Source organism: Enterobacter sp. MGH 16 (assembly GCF_000493175.1).
In the GTDB taxonomy this organism is placed as follows: domain Bacteria; phylum Pseudomonadota; class Gammaproteobacteria; order Enterobacterales; family Enterobacteriaceae; genus Enterobacter; species Enterobacter roggenkampii.
The window spans coordinates 281950-302345 of record NZ_KI535695.1 but is presented as its reverse complement, the minus strand read 5'-3'; the positions used below and the strand labels follow the sequence as shown (position 1 = coordinate 302345).

Annotated in this window: 19 protein-coding genes; 8 read left to right on the top strand and 11 right to left on the bottom strand. The window is 56.3% G+C overall.

Annotated elements, in window-relative coordinates; genetic code table 11:
• The first annotated feature begins 82 nt into the window (after window positions 1–82).
• Window positions 83–586: a DUF2569 family protein gene (locus L362_RS21280; RefSeq protein ID WP_023326851.1), complete on the top strand. Its 504-nt coding sequence runs from the start codon at window positions 83–85 to the stop codon at window positions 584–586.
• A 207-nt stretch (window positions 587–793) separates the two neighbouring features.
• Here L362_RS21280 and L362_RS0122680 read toward each other — a convergent pair whose 3' ends face one another.
• Together L362_RS0122680 and L362_RS23550 are read right to left on the bottom strand one after the other, a co-directional pair.
• A complete protein-coding gene (locus L362_RS0122680; RefSeq protein ID WP_023326850.1) occupies window positions 794–1324 on the bottom strand; it encodes a tetratricopeptide repeat protein in 531 nt (176 codons plus the stop codon).
• Between the two features lie 97 nt (window positions 1325–1421).
• Window positions 1422–2111: a DUF2625 domain-containing protein gene (locus L362_RS23550; protein WP_023326849.1), complete on the bottom strand. Its 690-nt coding sequence runs from the start codon at window positions 2109–2111 to the stop codon at window positions 1422–1424.
• Between the two features lie 625 nt (window positions 2112–2736).
• On the opposite strand from L362_RS23550, the gene L362_RS21285 reads away from it, so the two are divergent.
• Entirely contained in the window at window positions 2737–3171 is a 435-nt protein-coding gene (locus L362_RS21285) for a hypothetical protein (RefSeq protein ID WP_227028251.1), read from the top strand.
• Between the two features lie 181 nt (window positions 3172–3352).
• On the opposite strand, the gene L362_RS21290 is transcribed toward L362_RS21285, so the two are convergent.
• Together L362_RS21290 and L362_RS21295 are read right to left on the bottom strand one after the other, a co-directional pair.
• Complete coding sequence (locus L362_RS21290) at window positions 3353–3736, bottom strand: SecDF P1 head subdomain-containing protein (protein WP_023326846.1); 384 nt, start codon at window positions 3734–3736, stop codon at window positions 3353–3355.
• Window positions 3737–3909: 173 nt separating this feature from the next.
• Complete coding sequence (locus L362_RS21295) at window positions 3910–4800, bottom strand: oxidoreductase (protein ID WP_023343540.1); 891 nt, start codon at window positions 4798–4800, stop codon at window positions 3910–3912.
• Window positions 4801–4904: 104 nt separating this feature from the next.
• Between L362_RS21295 and L362_RS21300 the strand changes: the two genes are divergently transcribed.
• Window positions 4905–6026 carry a YbdK family carboxylate-amine ligase gene (locus tag L362_RS21300; RefSeq protein ID WP_021242649.1) on the top strand — a complete coding sequence of 374 codons (1122 nt, stop codon included), beginning with the start codon at window positions 4905–4907 and terminating at the stop codon, window positions 6024–6026.
• Here L362_RS21300 and L362_RS21305 read toward each other — a convergent pair.
• The 3 genes from L362_RS21305 to L362_RS21315 form a co-directional block, all read right to left on the bottom strand.
• Complete coding sequence (locus tag L362_RS21305; protein WP_023343539.1) at window positions 5956–9111, bottom strand: efflux RND transporter permease subunit; 3156 nt, start codon at window positions 9109–9111, stop codon at window positions 5956–5958. The genes L362_RS21300 and L362_RS21305 overlap by 71 nt on opposite strands.
• 9 nt (window positions 9112–9120) lie before the next feature.
• On the bottom strand, window positions 9121–10185 hold the full coding sequence (locus L362_RS21310; protein ID WP_023343538.1) for an efflux RND transporter periplasmic adaptor subunit: 1065 nt from the start codon (window positions 10183–10185) through the stop codon (window positions 9121–9123).
• Window positions 10186–10258: 73 nt separating this feature from the next.
• Window positions 10259–12967 carry a cation-transporting P-type ATPase gene (locus L362_RS21315; RefSeq protein WP_023343537.1) on the bottom strand — a complete coding sequence of 903 codons (2709 nt, stop codon included), beginning with the start codon at window positions 12965–12967 and terminating at the stop codon, window positions 10259–10261.
• 488 nt (window positions 12968–13455) lie between these two features.
• Here L362_RS21315 and L362_RS21320 point away from each other — a divergent pair, with 488 nt between their 5' ends.
• Window positions 13456–13704: a DUF1158 domain-containing protein gene (locus L362_RS21320; protein ID WP_013097677.1), complete on the top strand. Its 249-nt coding sequence runs from the start codon at window positions 13456–13458 to the stop codon at window positions 13702–13704.
• Window positions 13705–13758: 54 nt separating this feature from the next.
• On the opposite strand, the gene L362_RS21325 is transcribed toward L362_RS21320, so the two are convergent.
• The gene (locus L362_RS21325) at window positions 13759–14100 is read right to left on the bottom strand and encodes a RamA family antibiotic efflux transcriptional regulator (protein ID WP_010428317.1); all 342 of its coding nucleotides are present in this window, start codon (window positions 14098–14100) and stop codon (window positions 13759–13761) included.
• Window positions 14101–14132: 32 nt separating this feature from the next.
• The gene (locus L362_RS21330) at window positions 14133–15236 is read right to left on the bottom strand and encodes an MBL fold metallo-hydrolase (RefSeq protein WP_021241583.1); all 1104 of its coding nucleotides are present in this window, start codon (window positions 15234–15236) and stop codon (window positions 14133–14135) included.
• A gap of 190 nt (window positions 15237–15426) precedes the next feature.
• On the opposite strand from L362_RS21330, the gene L362_RS21335 reads away from it, so the two are divergent.
• From L362_RS21335 to nfsB, 3 genes are all read left to right on the top strand, one after another.
• On the top strand, window positions 15427–16017 hold the full coding sequence (locus tag L362_RS21335; RefSeq protein ID WP_008499387.1) for a TetR/AcrR family transcriptional regulator: 591 nt from the start codon (window positions 15427–15429) through the stop codon (window positions 16015–16017).
• A complete protein-coding gene (locus L362_RS21340) occupies window positions 16007–16375 on the top strand; it encodes an MmcQ/YjbR family DNA-binding protein (protein WP_023343535.1) in 369 nt (122 codons plus the stop codon). Before L362_RS21335 ends, L362_RS21340 begins: the two co-directional genes overlap by 11 nt.
• Window positions 16376–16495: 120 nt before the next feature.
• Window positions 16496–17149 carry an oxygen-insensitive NAD(P)H nitroreductase gene (gene nfsB / locus L362_RS21345; protein ID WP_021241586.1) on the top strand — a complete coding sequence of 218 codons (654 nt, stop codon included), beginning with the start codon at window positions 16496–16498 and terminating at the stop codon, window positions 17147–17149.
• 27 nt (window positions 17150–17176) lie between these two features.
• Here the strand turns inward: nfsB and L362_RS21350 are convergent, their stop codons facing one another.
• Complete coding sequence (locus L362_RS21350; protein ID WP_008499384.1) at window positions 17177–17779, bottom strand: hypothetical protein; 603 nt, start codon at window positions 17777–17779, stop codon at window positions 17177–17179.
• Window positions 17780–17928: 149 nt separating this feature from the next.
• The gene (locus L362_RS21355; RefSeq protein WP_008499383.1) at window positions 17929–18798 is read right to left on the bottom strand and encodes a helix-turn-helix transcriptional regulator; all 870 of its coding nucleotides are present in this window, start codon (window positions 18796–18798) and stop codon (window positions 17929–17931) included.
• 107 nt (window positions 18799–18905) lie between these two features.
• Here L362_RS21355 and L362_RS21360 point away from each other — a divergent pair, with 107 nt between their 5' ends.
• Window positions 18906–20342 (top strand): MFS transporter, encoded by a 1437-nt coding sequence (locus L362_RS21360; RefSeq protein WP_023343534.1) that lies wholly within the window; start codon window positions 18906–18908, stop codon window positions 20340–20342.
• Window positions 20343–20396: the final 54 nt, after the last annotated feature.

Genomic DNA, 20396 nt, shown 5'->3' with positions numbered 1-20396 from the left:
ACACTTATTTATCGGTCAGTTGTGTTTGTAATAGACTTCGTTTAATCTATTGTTAATTATAAAATTTACCAAAGGTCCATATATGGAATGGGGATGCATAAAGTGTGGGGTCGAAATACCTCAGGACAGAGAGTTTTGCGACAGTTGCGAAGATAAAAACTTCAGGAAAATTGGAGGCTTTCTTTTTCTCCCTCTTATAGGATTAGTGGTCACTGCTGCTTCCTATCTTTTTGCAATGACAGATGCATTTAAATTTACGATAGAAAACTATTCGCATTTGAATGCAAATGCAAAAATCTTCTTCATGCTTTCCCTGGTTATTTATATAGGCGAATTTCTTTTTACAGTCACCGTTCTTTCATTTTTCCTAAAAAAGAAGAAATCGCTACCAAAGCTTTATATTTTGTTTTTAATATCAATCGTGACGACAATGTCATTTAATACCTACTTGCTTTACATATTAATTCCTGGCGCTGAAATTGGCTATAATGAACTTGTGCCAATTTTTAGAAACGTGATAACAGCTTTGATTTGGATTCCTTATTTCATAACATCTGTTCGCGTAAAAAGAACGTTTATCCGATAAAAGCACGTGTGGCTTCATCATTTGATGCCTGTGCATGCAGAGCTCTATTGTTCAATGTCCCGACATCAAAACTGAGCGGAGGCTATCACCCTCCGCTCATGATAGGGAAAGGGCAGAAAAGCGGGCAAGGTCCGCTTTTAGCAAAGAAAGGACATACCTCAATAACTGAAACTATTTCCATCCAGGCAAACTGCATGGGGAAGCTTATCACTCTGGTAAATAAATATCAGTGTTTTTAATGCTTTCATACCACTCCATAGCTTTTGCATAATCTTGCGGCACTCCTTTCCCGTAGTAATAAAGATTTCCAATATTTTTTTTAGCATTGGCATTACCGTTACTGGCCGCTTTAAGATACCACTTCATAGCCTGAGCATAATCTTGCGGTATACCCTCTGCTTTTTCATACATGACGCCAATGTTATTTTGAGCTTCAGCATGGTTTTGTTGTGCGGCTTTTAAATACCACTGCATCGCTTTTGAATAATCTTTTTTAACCCCTTGCCCAGAAACATAACAAAATGCCACATTATTTTGGGCTTGAGCATAATTTCGAAGAGCTGATTTCATATAAAATTCAAAAGCTTTATGGTAATCCACCTCAACACCTAGCCCTTTCGCGTACATAACTCCCATTTTATTTTGCAGTTCAGGGCTTATATCACTTTGGTTACTTTTCTCGACAGCGCAAGAAGTTAACACCAGAGTAATAAAAAGCATGCGAATTATTTTTCCCATTTCTGGTTCCGTTTAGGTTTAAATCAACTTACTCATTCAATAAAAATCATTTATATAAAAATTAGCTTATTCTCTAAACATTTATCACGTTGATTAATCAAGGAGGAGGTAAATCGTCGCTCTGCATGTTGGTTAATTGATGTTGTAAATCCAGGCAAAGTGCCCAGTGCTTTTCAACAGGTATCGTAACTCGCGAACGCTTTTCTACAGACAACTGCTGTTCAGTCCAGAGAAAAGGATAGAAAGAATAAACGAGATTACAATTCATTAAAGCCATCTCTTCGCGCCAACCCGTCCAGCGTACATTTTTATAGAATAAATCCAAATCTCCGCAAAGTGCCCAATGCAGAAAACCTGAATAGTGGGTATCGAGGCTCTCCCATTCAAGAGTATCCGGAGCAAGGTAATATATCCCACCGAGATCTTTACCTAATTCTCCCCCGTTAAGTGCAAAAAAACCTCCAGATGCATCATCAGCAATTAATAATGCCTGAAATGTCTGACCAGCAGTTACCAATTGCGTCCATGAAGCCAGACTTCTTGACAGTCTGGTGTGACCTGAGCCTAAAATTCGCAACCAACCATTATCAATGAGTATTCCTCCCGTTTCATATGAAATTGCCCCAAGCGGAGAGAAAGTAGTTATCTGAAGCTGATGTAAATCAGCGCGAGCTTGCGCAAGGTTACAAGGTAAGACTTCATAGCTATTGCTTGCTTCTTGCAGCCATTGTTTCACTGAATGCCAGCCAGATCTCTTTTTATCAATTAATTCAGCTAGTTCCCTCATCCTTTTCCCTCATTCAAACTACGCTAGTTTACATTATTTATCGGACGCTAAACCGATAACATGAGCATGAAATCAGAGAATTTGGTCGGCAACGGCCGATATGTTTGAAGAGCGGACACGATCACCAACTTCAGCTATTATGGTTTACGAAGTTTTATTTGAGGCGCTCTTTCCCCTTCAGGTAGAAGCTCGCAAGAAACATCAGTTTTTTTCTTATCGCATCATGCCTGATTGGACAGCAATTTCGATTAAAGGAGGAATCAATGTCACATTCATCATCAAAAAGAAAAGTCTTAGACATAGAAGCTCCTCTTGCGCATAGAGCATCACACGCACGGAGTTGCGCAAACCACGTAGCGAATAGATTGGGAATCACCCGCAGCGAGCTACTGATGAAGGTTGAGAGTGATACAGGCGCAAGTCTGATATCGCCACTCACAGAAGATGAGTTAATGAATGCGTTTTATTATATGGAAAACCTTTAAGAGCGACAGCTATGAGCGAAAAACGGTCCTTTAATCCATTCTGTATCAGATGCAGGACTAACACTAGCATGTGATAATCAACCGGGGATAGGTCATCGCATCCGGTCAGGTAGTGGCGATGTGATTCTACGTTGTGAGAAATGAAAAAAGATATTTGGTGTAAAAAAATGACGAAAATGGACGATGACTTTTTACAATATGATCTGGACTGGTTTTTATCCAGCCAGGAAGGGTACTTAGCGCATTTTGCAACAGCAGGTCAGGGGCCGATTCCTGAAAGGATCAAGTCATCTGTCGAGGACTATAATTTTATTTTTGATTATATTTACTCGCTGGAACCCTTGTCAGAGGTGTATGTCATAGAAGGCAATCTGCCTGCATTTTCAAATGACAATCAGCGTTCTTCCTATCTGCGCTCATTTGTTGAGATGTCAAGTAAAGGATTGTTCAGCTACGACTATGAACAAGGTGGATATAAATTAATTTCGAAACCAAAAACACCATTGAAATATGAAATATTGCCAAATGAAGTGAAAGGCGTGATTTATGTTGCAGATATAGAAATTGACTTATAGATATGATGTACTGATGCGACCTGTGCTCAATTTTTTGACAAATAATAGCCATAGAAAGTCCGATCTTGTCACAGCGCGGATCGGCTCGAAGATCGATGTCCGCTGTGAGCGTAGAGCGGAAATTGTCTTTATGAATGACTTTTACATTGCCAAATAAATTATTATTTTCCGCTTTTTCTGGTTAATCACGAACACCATCATAATCGTTAAGTATTTGCATTAACATTATTCTTGGTATGTCTTTTGTGGATATTCTGAAACTGGTACTCAGGCGCGAGGCAATCATAGCGGAAGTAATTTTATTATCATCGTAGGCGATGGTCATATGCTTTCCGATATTCTGTCGGGTCATGTCCGACAACCTTTTGCCACATTCATCGGAAAATCTAAAGACTAAATTCTCTGCACCTATCTCATCCTTCTCTACATAATCAATTGTCTTTACACATCCAGAATCAAACAAAGTTTTCTCATTACCGACCGAAAAAATAAAACTCCCTTTTGCTGCAGTCGATGTCAATGGCACAAGCACCACGAGTAACAACACCCCAAATTTGATTTGCATCTTCTTCTCCTTTTATTTGTTGACCTGCTCCCCATAAATTAACATATCTCAACATTATCCACGTCTGCTTTTGGCACAAAGCAGACATTCATATTCACATCTATCATCTTCCCCCTCTTTCGCCCCACAGCCACGCTTGCCCATTATTTTGCCGAACGGAAAAACAGTAACCGTTAACCCGGCCCCTCGCTCCCCGCCGCCAGCAGCGGCACCACCACGTCGCTGATGGGCACCGCAATCCCGTGTTTGCGGCCGTAGCGCTGGATCACGCCGTTGCGGATGTCCCACTCCATCGGGCGATCCGCCTGACGGTCAGCGAGAATCGACGTGCCGAGGTCCTCAGGCGCGCGCTGGAAGTTCGCCAGAATCTCCTGCGCCACGTCATCGGCCAGCTTCGCCCCCTCGGCGCGGGCGACAGTAAGCCCTTCCCGCAGATAGGCCAGCGAAAGTTCGCTGATATCCTCGCGCCTGAACATCCCGGCACGGCGGTTAGCGAGCACCATGAGCCCGGCGACCGCGTTTTGCAGCAGCTTGCGCCAGGCGATGGTGGGGAAATCAGCCGAGAGTTCAACTTCACAGTGCGTACCGCGAAGCGCCTCCACCACCCGCTGCGCCTGCGGCACGTCCGGCAGCGTCAGGCGCGGCTTCGCCCGTAGCCAGACGGAGGCATCCGGCTCGCGCTGCGCCGGGAACCAGACCACCGACGGCAGCACCGTTGCGCCACTGACCAAAGGCTCAAGCTGCGCCTTCTGCTCTACGCCGTTTTGCAGCGCGCAGACCACGGTATTTTCATCGTAAAGGGCGCGCAGCCACCCGGCGCTGTCGGCATTTTGCGTCGTTTTTACCGCGATAAACACGAGGTCAACGGGGCGCGTGATGGCCGTCGGATCGGTGAATACCGGACCGGGCACCACCGTTTCACCCTCATCGTGACGCAGGCGTAATTCCGGATGCGCGGTGCGTCCGCAGAGCAGCGGTGTGCGGCCCGCGTCATGCAACACCGCGGCAATGGTGGTGCCAATCGCACCGGGACCAATCAGCGCAATGGTTGGATAGTCAGACATAAGTCACTCCCCTTTTGCTAAGCCTGCTATCAGTTATACCACCCTGAGACGAGCGCGCCACACCCGTTGTCTATACTCAACATTCACAGACAACGGAGTGCGCCATGCCTTTACCTGATTTTAAATCCTCTGAACCGTTCACCCTTGGCATCGAGCTCGAACTGCAGGTGGTTAACCCGCCGGGGTACGATCTCAGCCAGGACTCCTCCGCGCTCATTGCCGCCGTCAAAGACGACATCAAAGGCGGTGAAGTCAAACACGACATCACCGAAAGCATGCTCGAAATCGCCACCGGCGTGTGTCAGACCATCGATCAGGCGGCGGCGCAGTTCTCGGTGATGCAGCAGAGCATCCTGCGCGCGGCGGCGGAGCAACACATTCAGATCTGCGGCGGCGGGACGCATCCGTTCCAGAAATGGCAGCGTCAGGAGGTGTGCGACGATGAGCGCTATAACGTCACGCTGGAGCGCTTTGGCTACCTGATTTTGCAGGCAACGGTGTTCGGCCAGCACGTGCACGTCGGGTGCCGGACCGGGGATGACGCCATTTACCTGCTGCACGGCCTGTCGCGCTTCGTGCCGCATTTTATCGCCCTGGCGGCCGCCTCGCCGTACATGCAGGGCACGGACACGAAGTTCTCCTCGTCGCGGCTCAACATCTTCTCCGGGTTCCCGGATAACGGCCAGATGCCGTGGGTCAACAGCTGGCAGGAGTTCGAAGGGCTGTTCCGCCGCCTGAGCGCCACCAGCATGATCGACAGCATCAAAGATCTGCACTGGGATATTCGCCCCAGCCCGCATTTTGGCACCGTGGAGGTGCGAGTGATGGATACGCCGCTGACGCTCGGCCACGCGATTAACATCGCCGGGCTGATTCAGGCCACGTCGCACTGGCTGCTGACCACGCGGCCGTATAAGCATCAGGAACGGGATTTTCTGCTCTACCGTTTTAACCGTTTTCAGGCGTGTCGCTACGGGCTGGAGGGGATCCTGACGGATGTGCATACCGGCGAGCACAAAACCGTGGCGGAAGATATCGCCTGGCTGCTGGAGCAGGTGGCGCCGTCGGCCGAGAAGCTCGGCGCGACAAGCGCAATCAATGAAATTGCCCTGCTGTTAAAGCAGGGCAAGAGCGAGGCGCAGCGCATGCGGGACTTTATCGCCGACGGCGGCTCGCTGATTTCTCTGGTGCAGAAGCACTGCGAGCTGTGGGCGACGAGTCCGTAAGGCCGTGACCCCACTCCCGCAGGCGCTGGAACAGCACGAACAGCGCGGGGATGAACAGAATCCCCACCACGGTCGCCACCAGCATGCCGCTGAAGACCGTGGTGCCGATGATGCGGCGGCTCTGGGCGCCCGCCCCGGTCGCCAGCATCATCGGCAATACGCCGATAATGAACGACACGGCGGTCATCATCACCGCCCGGAAGCGGCGCGAGGCCCCTTCCCGCGCGGCATCGACAATCGCCATTCCGTCCATACGCCGCGCGCGGGCGAACTCGACGATAAGAATCGCGTTCTTGGCCGCTAACGCGATCAGCAATACCAGACCAATCTGCACGTACACGTCGTTGGCGTAGCCCGCCAGCCACAGCCAGACCAGCGCCCCACCGAGCGCGAACAGCACCGAGAGCATCACGCTTGCCGGAAGCGTCCAGCTCTCGTACTGGGCGACGAGGAACAGCCACGCCATCACCACCGCCGCCAGCACGATCCAGATCGCCTGATTGCCGGTCTGCTGTTCCTGGTACGACATGCCGCTCCATGCGTAGTCGTAGCCGGCTGGCAGGCTCTGCGCCAGAATCTCGCCCATCGCCGCCATGGCGGTGCTGCTGCTCACCCCTTCCGCTGCCGAGCCGCTCACCGACACGGACGGGAACTGGTTGTACTGCTGCAGGAACGGCGCGCCGACGGTTGGCGTGATGGTGACGAGGTTGCTCAGGCGCACCCGCTCGCCGCTGTTGCTGCGCACGAACAGCTCGCCGATCTGCTCGGCGCGCTCGCGCCACTGCATCTCGTTCTGCATTACCACGTGGTAGACGCGGTTGTTGATGCTGAAATCCCCGGCGCGGGTGCCGCCAAAGGCGGTTTGCAGGCTGCTGAAGATGCGCGATACCGGCACGTCGAGGCGGGCGGCGCGCTCGCGGTCAACGGTCAGCGTCAGCTGCGGCACGTTGCTGCTCCAGGTGGTGAACACGCGGCTCAGCTGCGGGTGCTGGTTGGCTTTCATCAGCACCTCGCGGGTGACGCGCTCCAGCTCCGCCGGGCTCTGCCCCGCCTGCGCCTGGATGCGCAGGTCAAAGCCGGAGGCGTTGCCCAGCCCCGGCAGCGTCGGCGGCGCGAAGGTCATGATGGTCGCCTCCGGCAGGGCCAGCAGCTGGCGCTGAAGGGTACCCATCACCTCATCCAGCGGCGGACGCTCGCTCCAGTCTTTGAGCATGATGGAGATAAACCCGCCGTTGGAGGCGCTGGTGCCGTTGAGGATGTTAAATCCGGAGACCTGAATCACGTCTTCCACCGCCGGATTTTGGGCGATTAATTCGCGCGCGGTGGTCATCACCGCTTCGGTGCGCTCCAGCGAAGCCGCTTCCGGCAGCTGAACGCTGGCGAAGAAGTAGCCCTGGTCCTCCTGCGGCAGGAAGCCTTTTGGCATCGACATAAAGCTGAACAGCACGACGGCCGCCGCGCCTGCGGTGGCCAGCAGCGCCAGCCACGGGCGCAGGTTTAAGACCTGCACGAGGCGGGTGTACAAACCGCGCGTGGCGTCCAGCCCGCGGTTGAAGGCGCGATAAACGGCCGCCGGTTTCTCCGGGCGCGGACGCAGCAGCATCGCGCACAGCGCGGGCGTCAGGGTCAGCGCCACGAGGCTTGAGAGCGTCACGGCCGTCGAGAGCGTCACCGCGAACTGGCGGTACAGCTCGCCGACAATCCCCGGCAGCAGCGCCACCGGCACAAACACCGCCAGCAGCACCAGCGTGGTGGCAATCACCGGCCCGGCAATCTGGCGCAGCGCCAGCGCGGTCGCCGCCGTGCGGCTCTGCCCTTCCGCCATCAGCGTTTCGACGCTTTCCACCACCACGATGGCGTCATCCACCACCATGGTCAGCGCCAGAATGATGGCGAACAGGCTCAGCGTATTGGCGGAGTAGCCGAGCGCGTAGAGCACCGCAAAGGTGCCCACCAGCGACACCGGAATGGCAAGCGCGACAATCAGCGTCGCGCGCCAGCTTTGCAGGAACAGGGAAACGACCACCACCACCGCCAGCATCGTGAGCGCCAGCGAGACGCCAATCTCCTTAATGGTGGCGGCCACAAAGGAGGTGGTGTCGAACTTCACCTCATAGACCAGGTCGTCCGGGAAGCGCGTCGAGAGGCGCTCCAGCTCCGCGCGCACCGCGTCGGCCACGCGCAGGGCATTGGCGGACGGCGTCGGGTAGATGCCGAGATAGGCTGAGTCGTGCCCGTTCAGCTGCGCGCCCGAGCTGTAGCTGCGCGAGCCAAGCTCGATGGTGGCGACGTCCTTCAGGCGCACCAGCTGGCCCATCTCCCCGGCGCGAATAATGATGTCGGCAAACTCGTCGGCCTGGCTTAAGCGCCCCAGCCCGTTGATGGTCAGGGTCTGCTGCTGGCCGTTAAACACCGGCGGGGTGCCCACCTGGCCGGCCGCCCCCTGCACGTTCTGCTCGCGCAGCGCCTGCGCCACGTCGTCGGTGGTGACGTTCAGGGCGTTCATGCGGTCCGGACGCAGCCAGATGCGCATGCTGTAGTCGCGCGCGCCGAACATCTGCACCTGCCCGACGCCCGGCAGGCGAGCCAGCGCCTCGCGCACCTGGGTGCTGGCGTAGTTGCTGACGAACAGCGGCGTGTGGGTGTTATTCGGTGAGTAAAGGCTTACCCCCATCATCAGGTTGGTGGCGCGCTTGCGCACCTGCACGCCGTTTTGCTGCGCCTCGGTGGGCAGCTGCGCCACGGCCTGCGCCACGCGGTTTTGCACGTCGATGGCGGCGAGGTCCGGGTCGGTGCCCGCCGCAAAGGTAATGTTCAGACTGTAGGTGCCTTCGTCCGAGCTGGTGGACTCCATGTAGAGCATGTGGTCCACGCCGTTCAGCTGGGTCTCCAGCGGCGTGGCGATGGCCTCCGCCACGTCGGCCGAGCTGGCGCCCGGCCAGCTGGCAGAAACGTTCACCACCGGCGGCGCGATCTGCGGGTACTGCTCCACCGGAATAATCCTCAGCGCGATGGCCCCCAGCAGGGTGATGACCAGCGCAATCACCATCGCGAAGCGCGGGCGTTTGATGAAAAACGTCAGCATGATGGCTCCTTAGTTGAGTATCTGGACGGCAGCGCCGGGCTGCACGCGCTGCGCGCCGTCAGTAATCGCTCGCTCACCGGGCTTCACGCCGGAGGTAATCTGGAACTGCTGGCCAATCTGTCCGGCTATCTTCAGCGGGCGCATTTCGGCTTTGCCGTCGGCGTTAACCACCCAGGCAAAGAACCCGTCGCCGTTCTGCTGCACCGCGGCAGCGGGCAGGGTCAGCACGGGCTGTTCGCTTGCCGGGCGCAAAAACACGTTTACATTGCCACCGGGCAGGAGCTGATGGCGCGGGTTGGCGAACTCGGCGCGCAGCATCACGCTGGCGGTGCGCGGGTCAACGCGGTTATCCACTGACGTCAGCTCGCCGCTGACGCGCTGGCCGTTGCTGTCGATCAGCGCCTGCCAGGCACGCTTCATGGCGTTGATATCCGCATGCTGTCCGGCTTTGGCGGCAAACGCCCTCTCTTCCAGCGCAAAGGCGATGCGGATCGGGTCAAGCTGCACCACCTCCACCAAAACGCCGCTCGCCGGGTTGACCAGGCTACCCACGTGGAAGCTGCTGTGCCCCACGCGGCCGTCAATCGGCGAGGTGATGCGGGTGTAGCCCAGGGTGACGCGGCGGGCGTCGAGCCGGGCCTTCGCCTGCTCGAGAGCGGCGCTGGCGACGTCGCGCTGCATGCGGGCGTTGTCCACGTCGTGGCGGCTGATGGCGTTGCTGCTGCCGAGACTTTCAAAGCGGGAAAGCTGCTGCTGCGCCTGGCGCAGCGTGGCTTCGGCGCTTTTCACTTCGGCCTGCGCCAGGCGCAGGGCGGCGCGCGGCTCGGCGTCGTCCAGCTCAAACAGCACGTCGTCTTTTTTCACGTACTGCCCGTCGCGGAAGTGGATTTTGGCGATCGCGCCCTCCGTGCGTGCGCGTAGCTCAACGGTGTGAATGGCTTCGATGCGGCCCGGGATTTGGCGCTCGGCGGCGTGGGCGGTTTGCTCCACGGTGGCGACGCGAACGGGAATGGCGGCAGCGAATGCGGGTGGCAGAGTGCAGGCGAGAAGCGCGAACAGGAGTGGGAGTTTCATGGGAGTACCTCAGGGTTGTTGCCTTCACCCCGGCCCTCTCCCACAGGGAGAGGGTTAGGGTGAGGGCAAAAGGTTATGCAGCCTTACGGAACCTGCGGGTCAGCCGCTTCTCGATCTCGACGACGAAGAACATCACGCCTGCAACGGCCAGGGTCACAAACCAGTAGCGCAGCGGCAGCGCTTCGGTACCGAACAGCATCTGCATAAACGGCAGGTAGATAATCGCCGCCTGGAGCAGGAACAGCACGCCCGTCACCAGCCAGATCCCTTTGTTCGCCAGCAGGCCGCGGTTGAGGGAGAACCCTTCGGTGTTGCGGCAGTTAATCATGTACACCCACTGGGCGCAGACCAGCATCTGCAGCAGCACGGTGCGGATGAACTCCGCGCTGTGGCCGCGCGGAGCCAGCCAGGCTTCCAGCGCAAAGGCGGCGATGGCAATCATGGTGCCGACGAAGGCCACGCGCCAGACGGCGTAGGCGTCCATCACGTGCTGGCCGGTCTGACGCGGCGGACGGCGCATGATGTTGCGCTCGGCGGCTTCAAAGGCCAGGCCGAAGGAGAGCGTGGCGGAGGTCGCCATGTTCATCCACAGGATCAGGACCGGCGTCAGCGGAATGATGTTCCCCGCCAGCAGCGCAATCACAATCAGCAGCCCCTGCGCCAGGTTGGTCGGCATGATGAACAGGATGGTTTTCTTCAGGTTGTCGTAAACGCGACGCCCCTCTTTCACCGCGCTGGCAATGGTGGCGAAGTTATCGTCCGTCAGGACCATGTCCGCCGCCTCTTTGGTCACTTCCGTGCCCTTAATGCCCATCGCAATGCCCACGTCCGCCTGACGCAGCGCCGGGGCGTCGTTCACGCCGTCACCGGTCATGCCGACAATTTCACCTTTGTCCTGCAGCGCTTTCACCAGGCGCAGCTTATGCTCCGGGCTGGTACGGGCGAAGATGTCATACTTCACCGCGGCTTCCGCCAGCGCGGCGTCGTCCATCTTCTCCAGCTCATAGCCGGTGACCGCCTGCTCGCTGTTGCTGATCCCCAGCATCTGCCCGATGCTCATTGCCGTCTGCGGGTGATCGCCGGTGATCATCTTCACGCGGATCCCCGCCTGCTGGCAGGCGTTAATCGCGTCAATCGCTTCCGGGCGCGGCGGATCCATCATCCCGGCGATGCCGAGGAAGATCAGGCCGTGGCTCAGGTCATCGTGCGTCAGTTCCTGCTCGCCGTTCGCCGGCTTGAACGCCGCGGCGACCATGCGCAGCCCCTGACGCGCATAGCGCTCCATCTCACTTTCCCAGTACGCGCGGTTGAAGGCTTCCTCACCGTGACGGGTCTGCTGTTGCGCGCAGAGGGCGAAAATGACGTCCGGCGCCCCGGTGATCAGGATCTGCTCCTCACCGCCAATCTGGTAGTGGGTGCTCATGTACTTGTACTGCGAGTCGAACGGGATTTTGTTAACCAGCGTGGTCATCACCGGCTCAAGGTTGGCCTTCGCCGCCAGCACCTTCAGCGCGCCCTCGGTTGGGCCGCCGGTGATGCCCCACAGCCCGCGATCGTCCTGAATCAGCTGGCTGTCGTTACACAGGTCGATGGTGCGCAGGTACTGCTCCAGCACGGTGCCCGGCTGGATGTGGACCGGCTCGTCGCTGCCTTCCAGGTAGAGGTTACCCACCGGCTCGTAGCTGTTGCCGTCCACGCGGTAGCAGGCGTCGGCGGTGATGATGGCTTTGACCGTCATCTCGTTCATGGTCAGGGTGCCGGTTTTATCCGAGCAGACCACGGTCATCGCGCCAAGCGTTTCCACCGTCGGCAGCTTGCGGATGATGGCCCGCTTGCGCGCCATCGCCTGCACGCCCAGGGAGAGGATGATGGAGATAATCGCCGGCAGACCTTCCGGTACGGAGGCGACCGCCAGGCTAATCAGGGAGAGCAGCAGCTCGCCCATCGGGATCTCGCGGAACGCCAGGCTGAAAACAAACAGCGCGGCCATCATCGCCAGAATAATCGCAAAGATCGCCTTACCCAGCTTGTCCATCTGCACCAGCAGCGGCGTACGGTGCTTCTCGATCCCCGCCATCATCTGGTTGATGTGACCGAGTTCCGTATCCTGACCGGTGGCGGTGACCACGCCGACGCCGCCGCCCGCGCTGACGGTCGTTCCGGAGAAGACCATGTTGGTGCGATCGCCCAGCGGTAATTCGCCGCTCAGCGGATTAACGTGTTTATCCACCACGGTGGATTCACCGGTCAGAATCGCCTCTTCCACGCGTAAATTATGCGCTTCAATTAAACGCATATCCGCCGGAATACGATCCCCCGCGCGTAATACAATAATATCGCCCGGGACTATTTCAGTTGTGGGAATTGTTTCATGGTTGCCGTTACGAATAACGCGCGCCTCGCTGGCGAGCATATTACGAATACTCTTCAGGGATTTTTCCGCGTTACTTTCCTGAATATGACCAATTAAGGCATTGATTACCGCCACGCCCAAAATAACCAGCGTATCAACCCAGTGGCCCATTACTGCCGTTAATACGGCGGCGGCCAGCAGGACATAAATCAGCACATCATTAAAATGGGCCAGGAAACGCAGCCAGGCGGGTTTCCCTTTTTTCTCCGGCAGCGCGTTCGGCCCTGTTTTTTGCAGACGCGCCTGCGCCTCTGCACGGTCCAGACCGCTGGCCTGGCTCTGCGCGTGAGCAAGCACCTGCTCTACGGTCTGCTGGTATGCCAGCCCGCCGGAAGGCGGCACGTTCGGAATCACTTTTTTTTCAGTCATCGTATTTTTCCTTCAATTTCCGGTGAACAGAAGCCTGAATTCCTTTCGGGCTTAAATAAATTCATTTTAAAGTCTTGCGGGTAAAATTGATCTACCGCAATATAATGACTTCTCGGTTATTCAAAACTGATTAAAACTATTTCGATGATCTGATTTTTACAAAATATTTCTAAACCAAAACTAAACGAGGGGGAACCATGTGGGGTATTTATCGCGGGCGGAGACTGGTGTTATACGTTATCGCGGCCATTGTTATTGCCACGTTAATTGGTTATAGCACCTATACATTTGTAAAATTATTTTCCTGAGACGGACGTTTATTTACACTACGCGATAATTATTTAATCGCGTCTGGGATATTTATCTTTTTCTGTTAATTATTCACAGAATAGCGCATTCGTTTTATCCGTAAACGTGCGCCGGGTTTATATTGCTTTACGTTCCGGGATGCCGGACAATGACATTTTTAACTGACGATTAACATTACGATGAAACACCCGCTAGAATCGCTGCTCACCGCAGGCGGCATTTTATTGCTGGCACTGCTTTCATGCCTGCTGCTCCCTGCGCCTTCGCTTGGGCTGGTACTGGCGCAGAAGCTGGTTCAGACCTTTCACATGGTCGATCTTAACCAGCTCTATACCATTCTGTTCTGCGTGTGGTTTTTACTGCTCGGGGCGATTGAATTCTTTGTGCTGCGTTTCGTCTGGCGACGCTGGTTTTCACTGGCGTCGTGAGCCCATAAAAAGGCCGGGTGGCGGCTACGCCTTACCCGGCCTACACGCGACAGGTTAATGTGTCTGGCTATGGTTCTCTTTACGGTACGCGCCAGGCGGCTGGTTGAACGTGCGGGTAAAGATGCGGGTAAACGTCTGCTGCGAGTCAAACCCGTAACGCAGGCAGATGTCGTACACCCGGGCGTCGGATTCACGCAGATCGCGCGCCGCCAGCAGCAGCTTGCGTTCACGGATATAGCGCCCCAGACTCTCCCCTTTGTACTGCATAAACAACCGCTGCAGGTGCCACTTCGAGTAACCCGCGTGGCGGGCAATCTCTTCTATTCGTAATGGCTGGTGCAGATTGTCGTCGATCCATTCGACGATAGTGTCGATGACTTGAGCGGAAATGGTCATACTGCTGTCCCCCTCTGCTTCTCGCTTAAACATTATTCCCACCACGCACGAAAGGTTTGCGCGGTGTCGCTTACCCGGACGGGCTCGCCCAGTTCCGGCGTCAGCAACCGATAATTTTTATCCTGGCTGGCTTTTGCCAGCTGGATCAGCGGATCGTTCCAGGCGTGTTTCGCCAGCACGAAGCGTCCGTTATGCCCGGGCACCACGGCTTTCGCGTTCAGATCCGCCGAGGCCTGCGCCGTTTCCTCCGGCAGCATATGGATGTACTTCCAGTCCTGGTCGTACTGGCCGTTTTCCATGATGGCGACGTCCACTTCGCCAAACTGTTCACCGATGGCCCTGAAGTGCGGGCCGTAACCGGAATCTCCGCTGTAGTAAACCTTCTGCTCTGGCGTGACGAACATGAAGCTGCCCCACAAGGTGCGATCGCGTTTGATGCCGCGGCCGGAGAAGTGACGTGCCGGCAGAACGTGCACCGTCAACGCATCGCTGATGCGCACCGACTGGTTCCAGTCGCGTTCGTCAATAATCTCGGGCTTCATCCCCCAGTAACGCAGGTGGGAGCCGACGCCCAGCGGCGTCACCACCCGCTTCACCTTCGGCAGTAGCGCCCTGATGGTGGCGTAATCCAGATGATCGTAGTGATCGTGCGAGATAATCAGCAGGTCGATCGCCGGCATGATTTCTGCCCGCCACGGATACTCGCCGGCAAAAGCCTTATTGAGGAACGAGAACGGCGCGGCATAGTTGCCAAGAACCGGGTCAATGAGGATCCGTTTACCCGCGAGCTGCAGATACCACGAGGAGTGACCGAGCCACACCAGGGTGTCCTGCTCCAGCGGCAGGCTCGCAAGATCGGTTTTCACCAGCGGCAGCGGCTGGGCCGGGCGAGCGTTTTCGGTTTTTTTGGTCAGAAACTCCCACATCGCGACCAGCATATTTTTGTCACCGTTATAACCGGGCGTCGGCAGCGTATTGTGGAATTTCCCCTCGCGATACTGTGGAGAGGCCTCCACTTCAGTAAGCCGTTCACCCTGCGGCGGCTGGCCGAATCCGGCATTCAGAACAAACGGTAAACTCGCGGCTGAAGCAATAATCATGATTAACACCACGCAGATGAAGAGAGGTTTTTTCATATCCTGACCCGAAAACGCGCCCCATCCGATAGCGTGCGCAGGGTAAACTTGATTATGAGTGAGTAAGCACTCATTATAGATATGATGATAAAGTCGTCAAGACGTTTTCGATCTTTGACATTCCGCGTTGCAGCGTGTCAAAGCACGTGTTTCAATCAGGGTTTTTATAATTGACAGGAGGAAAAATTTAGTGGCACGTCCGAAGAGTGAAGATAAAAAACAGGCCTTACTGGACGCCGCAACCACGGCGTTTGCACAGTCAGGTATTGCCGCCTCAACGGCGCTCATTGCCCGTAAGGCGGGCGTCGCCGAAGGCACCCTGTTCCGCTACTTTGCTACGAAAGACGATCTGCTGAATGCCCTCTATCTGCACCTGAAGCAGGATCTCTGCCAGACCATGCTGGCGAACCTCGATCGCACCATCACGCTGCCCAAAGAACATACCCGCAATATCTGGAACAGCTATGTGGACTGGGGTATTCGTAACCCCGTTGCCCATGCGGCGATCCGCCAGATTGGCGTCAGTGAAAAGCTGAGCGCCGAAACGGAACAGGCGGTGAAAGAGATGTTCCCGGAGCTGCATGAGCTCTGCCGCCGCTCGGTGCGTCAGGTGTTTATGTCTGATGAATTTAAAACGTTTGGCGATGCGCTTTTCTTATCGCTGGCCGAAAGCACGATGGAATTTGCCACCCGCGATCCGTCCCGCGCCGTTGAATTTAAAGCGCTCGGCTTTGAGGTAATGTGGCGCGGACTTGCCCAGGAAGAGAGCGATGGACAGTAACACGTTGCAGGAACACGCAAAACGCGTGGCGCTGGAACTGCCGTTCACCGAACACTGCTGGCCGTTTGGGCCGGAGTTTGACGTGTTTAAAGTGGGCGGGAAAATTTTCATGATTGTGGCCGTCGCGCACGGGCGGCCGCACGTTAGCCTGAAGTCAGACCCGGAGAAATCGCTGTTAAATCAGCAGATTTATCGCGGCGTTGAACCGGGCTATCACCTCAACAAAAAGCACTGGATTTCCCTTTACGGTACGGACGACGTGACGCCGGAACTGGTTACCGATCTCATCAATGATTCCTGGCATCTGGTGGTGGATAAACTGCCGAAAAAAGACCAGAAGTGGATCCGGCCGGTCTGATTGTTCGTCTGAGACGAACAGATTAAGCGCTCGAATTGCCCTTATCTTTTTCCGCGTCCCGCTGTAATCTGCTCACCTTTCGCGCCCGCACGCGGGCGAATTTCATCATCAGGAGTTGTTATGGATATCATTTCTGTTGCGCTGAAACGCCACTCCACCAAGGCGTTCGACGCAAGCAAAAAACTGACCGCTGAAGAAGCGGAAAAAATCAAAACCCTGCTGCAGTACAGCCCGTCCAGCACCAACTCCCAGCCGTGGCACTTTATTGTCGCCAGCACCGAGGAAGGAAAAGCGCGCGTGGCGAAATCCGCGGCGGGCACCTATGTGTTCAACGAACGCAAAATGCTGGATGCTTCTCACGTGGTGGTGTTCTGCGCGAAAACCGCGATGGACGACGCCTGGCTGGAGCGCGTTGTCGATCAGGAAGAGGCCGATGGTCGCTTTAATACCCCGGAAGCGAAAGCGGCAAACCATAAGGGCCGTACCTACTTTGCCGACATGCACCGCGTGGATCTGAAAGATGACGACCAGTGGATGGCGAAGCAGGTTTACCTGAACGTCGGTAACTTCCTGCTGGGCGTGGCTGCGCTGGGCCTGGACGCGGTACCGATTGAAGGTTTCGACGCCGCGATCCTCGACGAAGAGTTTGGCCTGAAAGAGAAAGGCTTCACCAGCCTGGTGGTGGTGCCGGTTGGGCATCACAGCGTGGAAGATTTCAACGCCACGCTGCCGAAATCTCGCCTGCCGCTGAGCACGATTGTGACCGAGTGCTAAACAAAACGGGCCGCTCTGTGCGGCCCGTTACGCTTTACTGATGACTAACCTGCGATGTGGGTGCACATCACGATCGTGTCCCCAGGCAAACGCAATCCAGCGCTCTTCCAGCTCGGCATATGAGCTCACCGGCGTTAAGTGCCACTCTTCTCCTACCGTACCGTCAGCCACGCTTATCCGATAATTCATGCTGAACGCCCAGTCTATCATGCGTAACCAAAACCGCTGTCCGTCGCCGGTTTGTTCGCTGTCAGACACAACAATGTCGTATTCGCTTAGCACCCATTGAAAGAAGGATTGTGGTAAACCACTTATAACCCGCTGATGGACAGCGCGTGGCGTACGCCACACCATGACCTGTGTCGCAGCACCGTGGGGGAACGTAATTTCTTTATGAAACGTCAGCTTGACCGCATACGCCGTATAGGGTTTTCCGTCCTCGGTGGTCACGAGACGGTATTCATCGCCGTAGCGCGATTTTAACAAGCGATATCCCACAGGCAGCATAAATCCGGGCAGATGAAAATCCACCGTACCCCGCGCAAGAAACGCTTCGGTATGTTCGACGTTTCGGGAGATAAGGCCTAATTTTTGGCTGAAATCTGCGGAATCAATCATCAGTGGCGACATGGTGGTTTCTCATGGCGTGAGTATAGACGACTTAACACCCCGTCGAAATGATGTCGATTCAGTGATGGGTTTAAGTTAACCCCCACATTACGCCAGTCTTCTCCACTTAGCAGAGACGGCTCTTATTCCCTGAAAGCCCCTCGCAAAAATTATTTCCCCTGCGCCGCCAGCCACGCCATCGCCCGCTCTCCCGCCTCATCCACCGGCAGATACACCAGCAGCCGCGATCCGTTTCGCGGCGCGGAATACCAGTACATCTGCTGCAATGTAAAATCCCCCAGCTCGGGATGGGTAAACAGCTTGAGCTGGTTCTCCACACCGCGCACGTCGTTGCGCTGGTGCCACAGGGTTTTAAACTCTTCGGACACTGCAAAGAAGCGCGCCAGCTTGGCCTCCCAAAGCGGATCGCCCCGGTGTTCGGCCATCGCCGCGCGGAAATAGGAGACAAAGATGGGCAGCACGTCGTCGCGTCTGCCGAGGCGCGCGCGCCACGCCGGATGCGTGAGGAACAGATAAATACAGTTGCGATCTTCGGGAGGGATGTCATTGAAATCGACGCCCATCAGATGCCCGAAGCTGTCGTTCCACGCCACGATATCGAAGTTCGGTTTCTGAATGCTGGCGGGTTTCGGCATCAGCGTATCCAGCAGGCGGCGCGTGCCTTCGCTAATGCCCTCGCAGCAGACCGCCTGCGGCGCTTCACCCGGCGGTAAACCTGCTAACACAAACAGGTGCCGGGCCTCGGTCGGGGTACATTGCAGCGCTTTTGCCACGGCCGCCATCACCGCGCTGGACGGATTGACGTCCCTGCCCTGCTCAAGCCAGGTGTACCAGGTGACGCCTACATCAGCGAGCATCGCCACCTCTTCCCGGCGCAGGCCCGGCGTGCGGCGGCGACCGCTGCGCGGCAAACCTAAGCGCTGCGGATCGAGACTTTCCCGCCGGGCGCGTAAAAATGCCCCGAGCTGTTTTCGGGTGTCATCCTGACGTGAAACGACCGGTTCAGACATCAGCGCCATAAATCCCCCTGCATGGTAGTGCCAGTACCAGTATAAGCAAGAACTGGTACCCGTTTATCTGATGGTAGATGCTACGACCATCTGTTGAATGACGCAATGGAGTTACCATGAATACGTCAGTTGTTTCACCGGGTCGCGCTGGCCTGATATTGCTGTTAACCGGCCAGATGCTGCCGATGATTGATACCTCAATCACTAACGTGGCGCTGGACGCCATCACCCATTCACTGCACGCTACCGCTACCGAACTGGAGCTCATCGTCGCCCTCTACGGTGTGGCCTTTGCCGTCTGCCTCGCGCTCGGCAGCAAGCTGGGGGATAACTTTGGCCGTCGTCGTCTGTTCATGTGGGGGGTGGCGAGCTTTGGCCTGGCCTCGCTGCTGTGCGGAATGGCGGGGAACATTGAACAGCTGCTCGCCGCGCGCATCGTTCAGGGCGCGGGGGCCGCACTGATCGTGCCGCAAATTCTTGCCACGCTGCACGTCACGCTGAAAGGCACCGCCCACGCCAAAGCCATCAGCCTGTTCGGCGGCATCGGCGGGATTGCGTTTATCGTGGGACAAATGGGCGGCGGCTGGCTGGTATCGGCGGACATCGCCGGGCTGGGCTGGCGAAACGCCTTCTTTATCAACGTGCCGATTTGTCTGGTGGTGCTGGCGCTGAGCCGCCGCTTCGTACCGGAAACCCGTCGCGAGACGCCGTCACGCATCGACTGGCCGGGTACCGCGCTGCTGGCGGTCATGCTTTGCTGCCTGCTGTTCCCGATGGCGCTCGGCCCCCAGTGGAACTGGTCGTGGCCGCTGAAGACGATGCTGCTCGCCCTTGTCCCGCTGGCCTGGCTGATGGCGCTAAACGCGCGCAAAAAAGAGCGTGAGAATGCCCACCCGCTGATCCCGCCGCGCCTGCTTGCGCTTCGCAGCGTGCGCTTTGGCGTCCTGATTGCGATGCTCTTTTTCAGCGCCTGGTCCGGGTTTATGTTCTGTATGGCGCTGACCATGCAAACCGGTCTGGGGATGGCGCCGTGGCAGTCCGGGAACAGTTTTATCGCCCTGGGCGTGACCTACTTTGTTTCGGCCTGGTTCGCGCCGCGGCTGATTGCCCGCTACAGCACCAGCACAATCCTGCTGACGGGTCTGGCGATCCAGATTACTGGCCTGCTGGCGCTGATCGCCACGTTCCGCGTTTGGGGCATGGAGAATACCCCCCTGACGCTGGCACCCGCGACCGGACTGGTGGGCTACGGGCAGGCGCTGATCGTGAACAGTTTCTACCGCATCGGGATGCGCGACATTCAGCCTGACGACGCGGGAGCCGCGAGCGCTATTTTAAGCACCCTGCAGCAGGCCGCACTGGGCCTTGGCCCGGCCATTTTTGGCGCCATTTTGCTGCACGCGCTTCAAAACCATCACGGGGATTACACCCAGGCGGTGAACGTCTTCCTGATGGTGGAAACGACCATGATGGTGGTACTTGCTCTGGCGACGCTGCGTATCCGCCATAGCCTGTGCCTGCCGGTGGCGAAGATCTGTCAGGCCGCCAAATAAGTTCGTGAATTTGCATAATAGATCCGCAGCCGCCATTATGGGGCTGCAAAAATA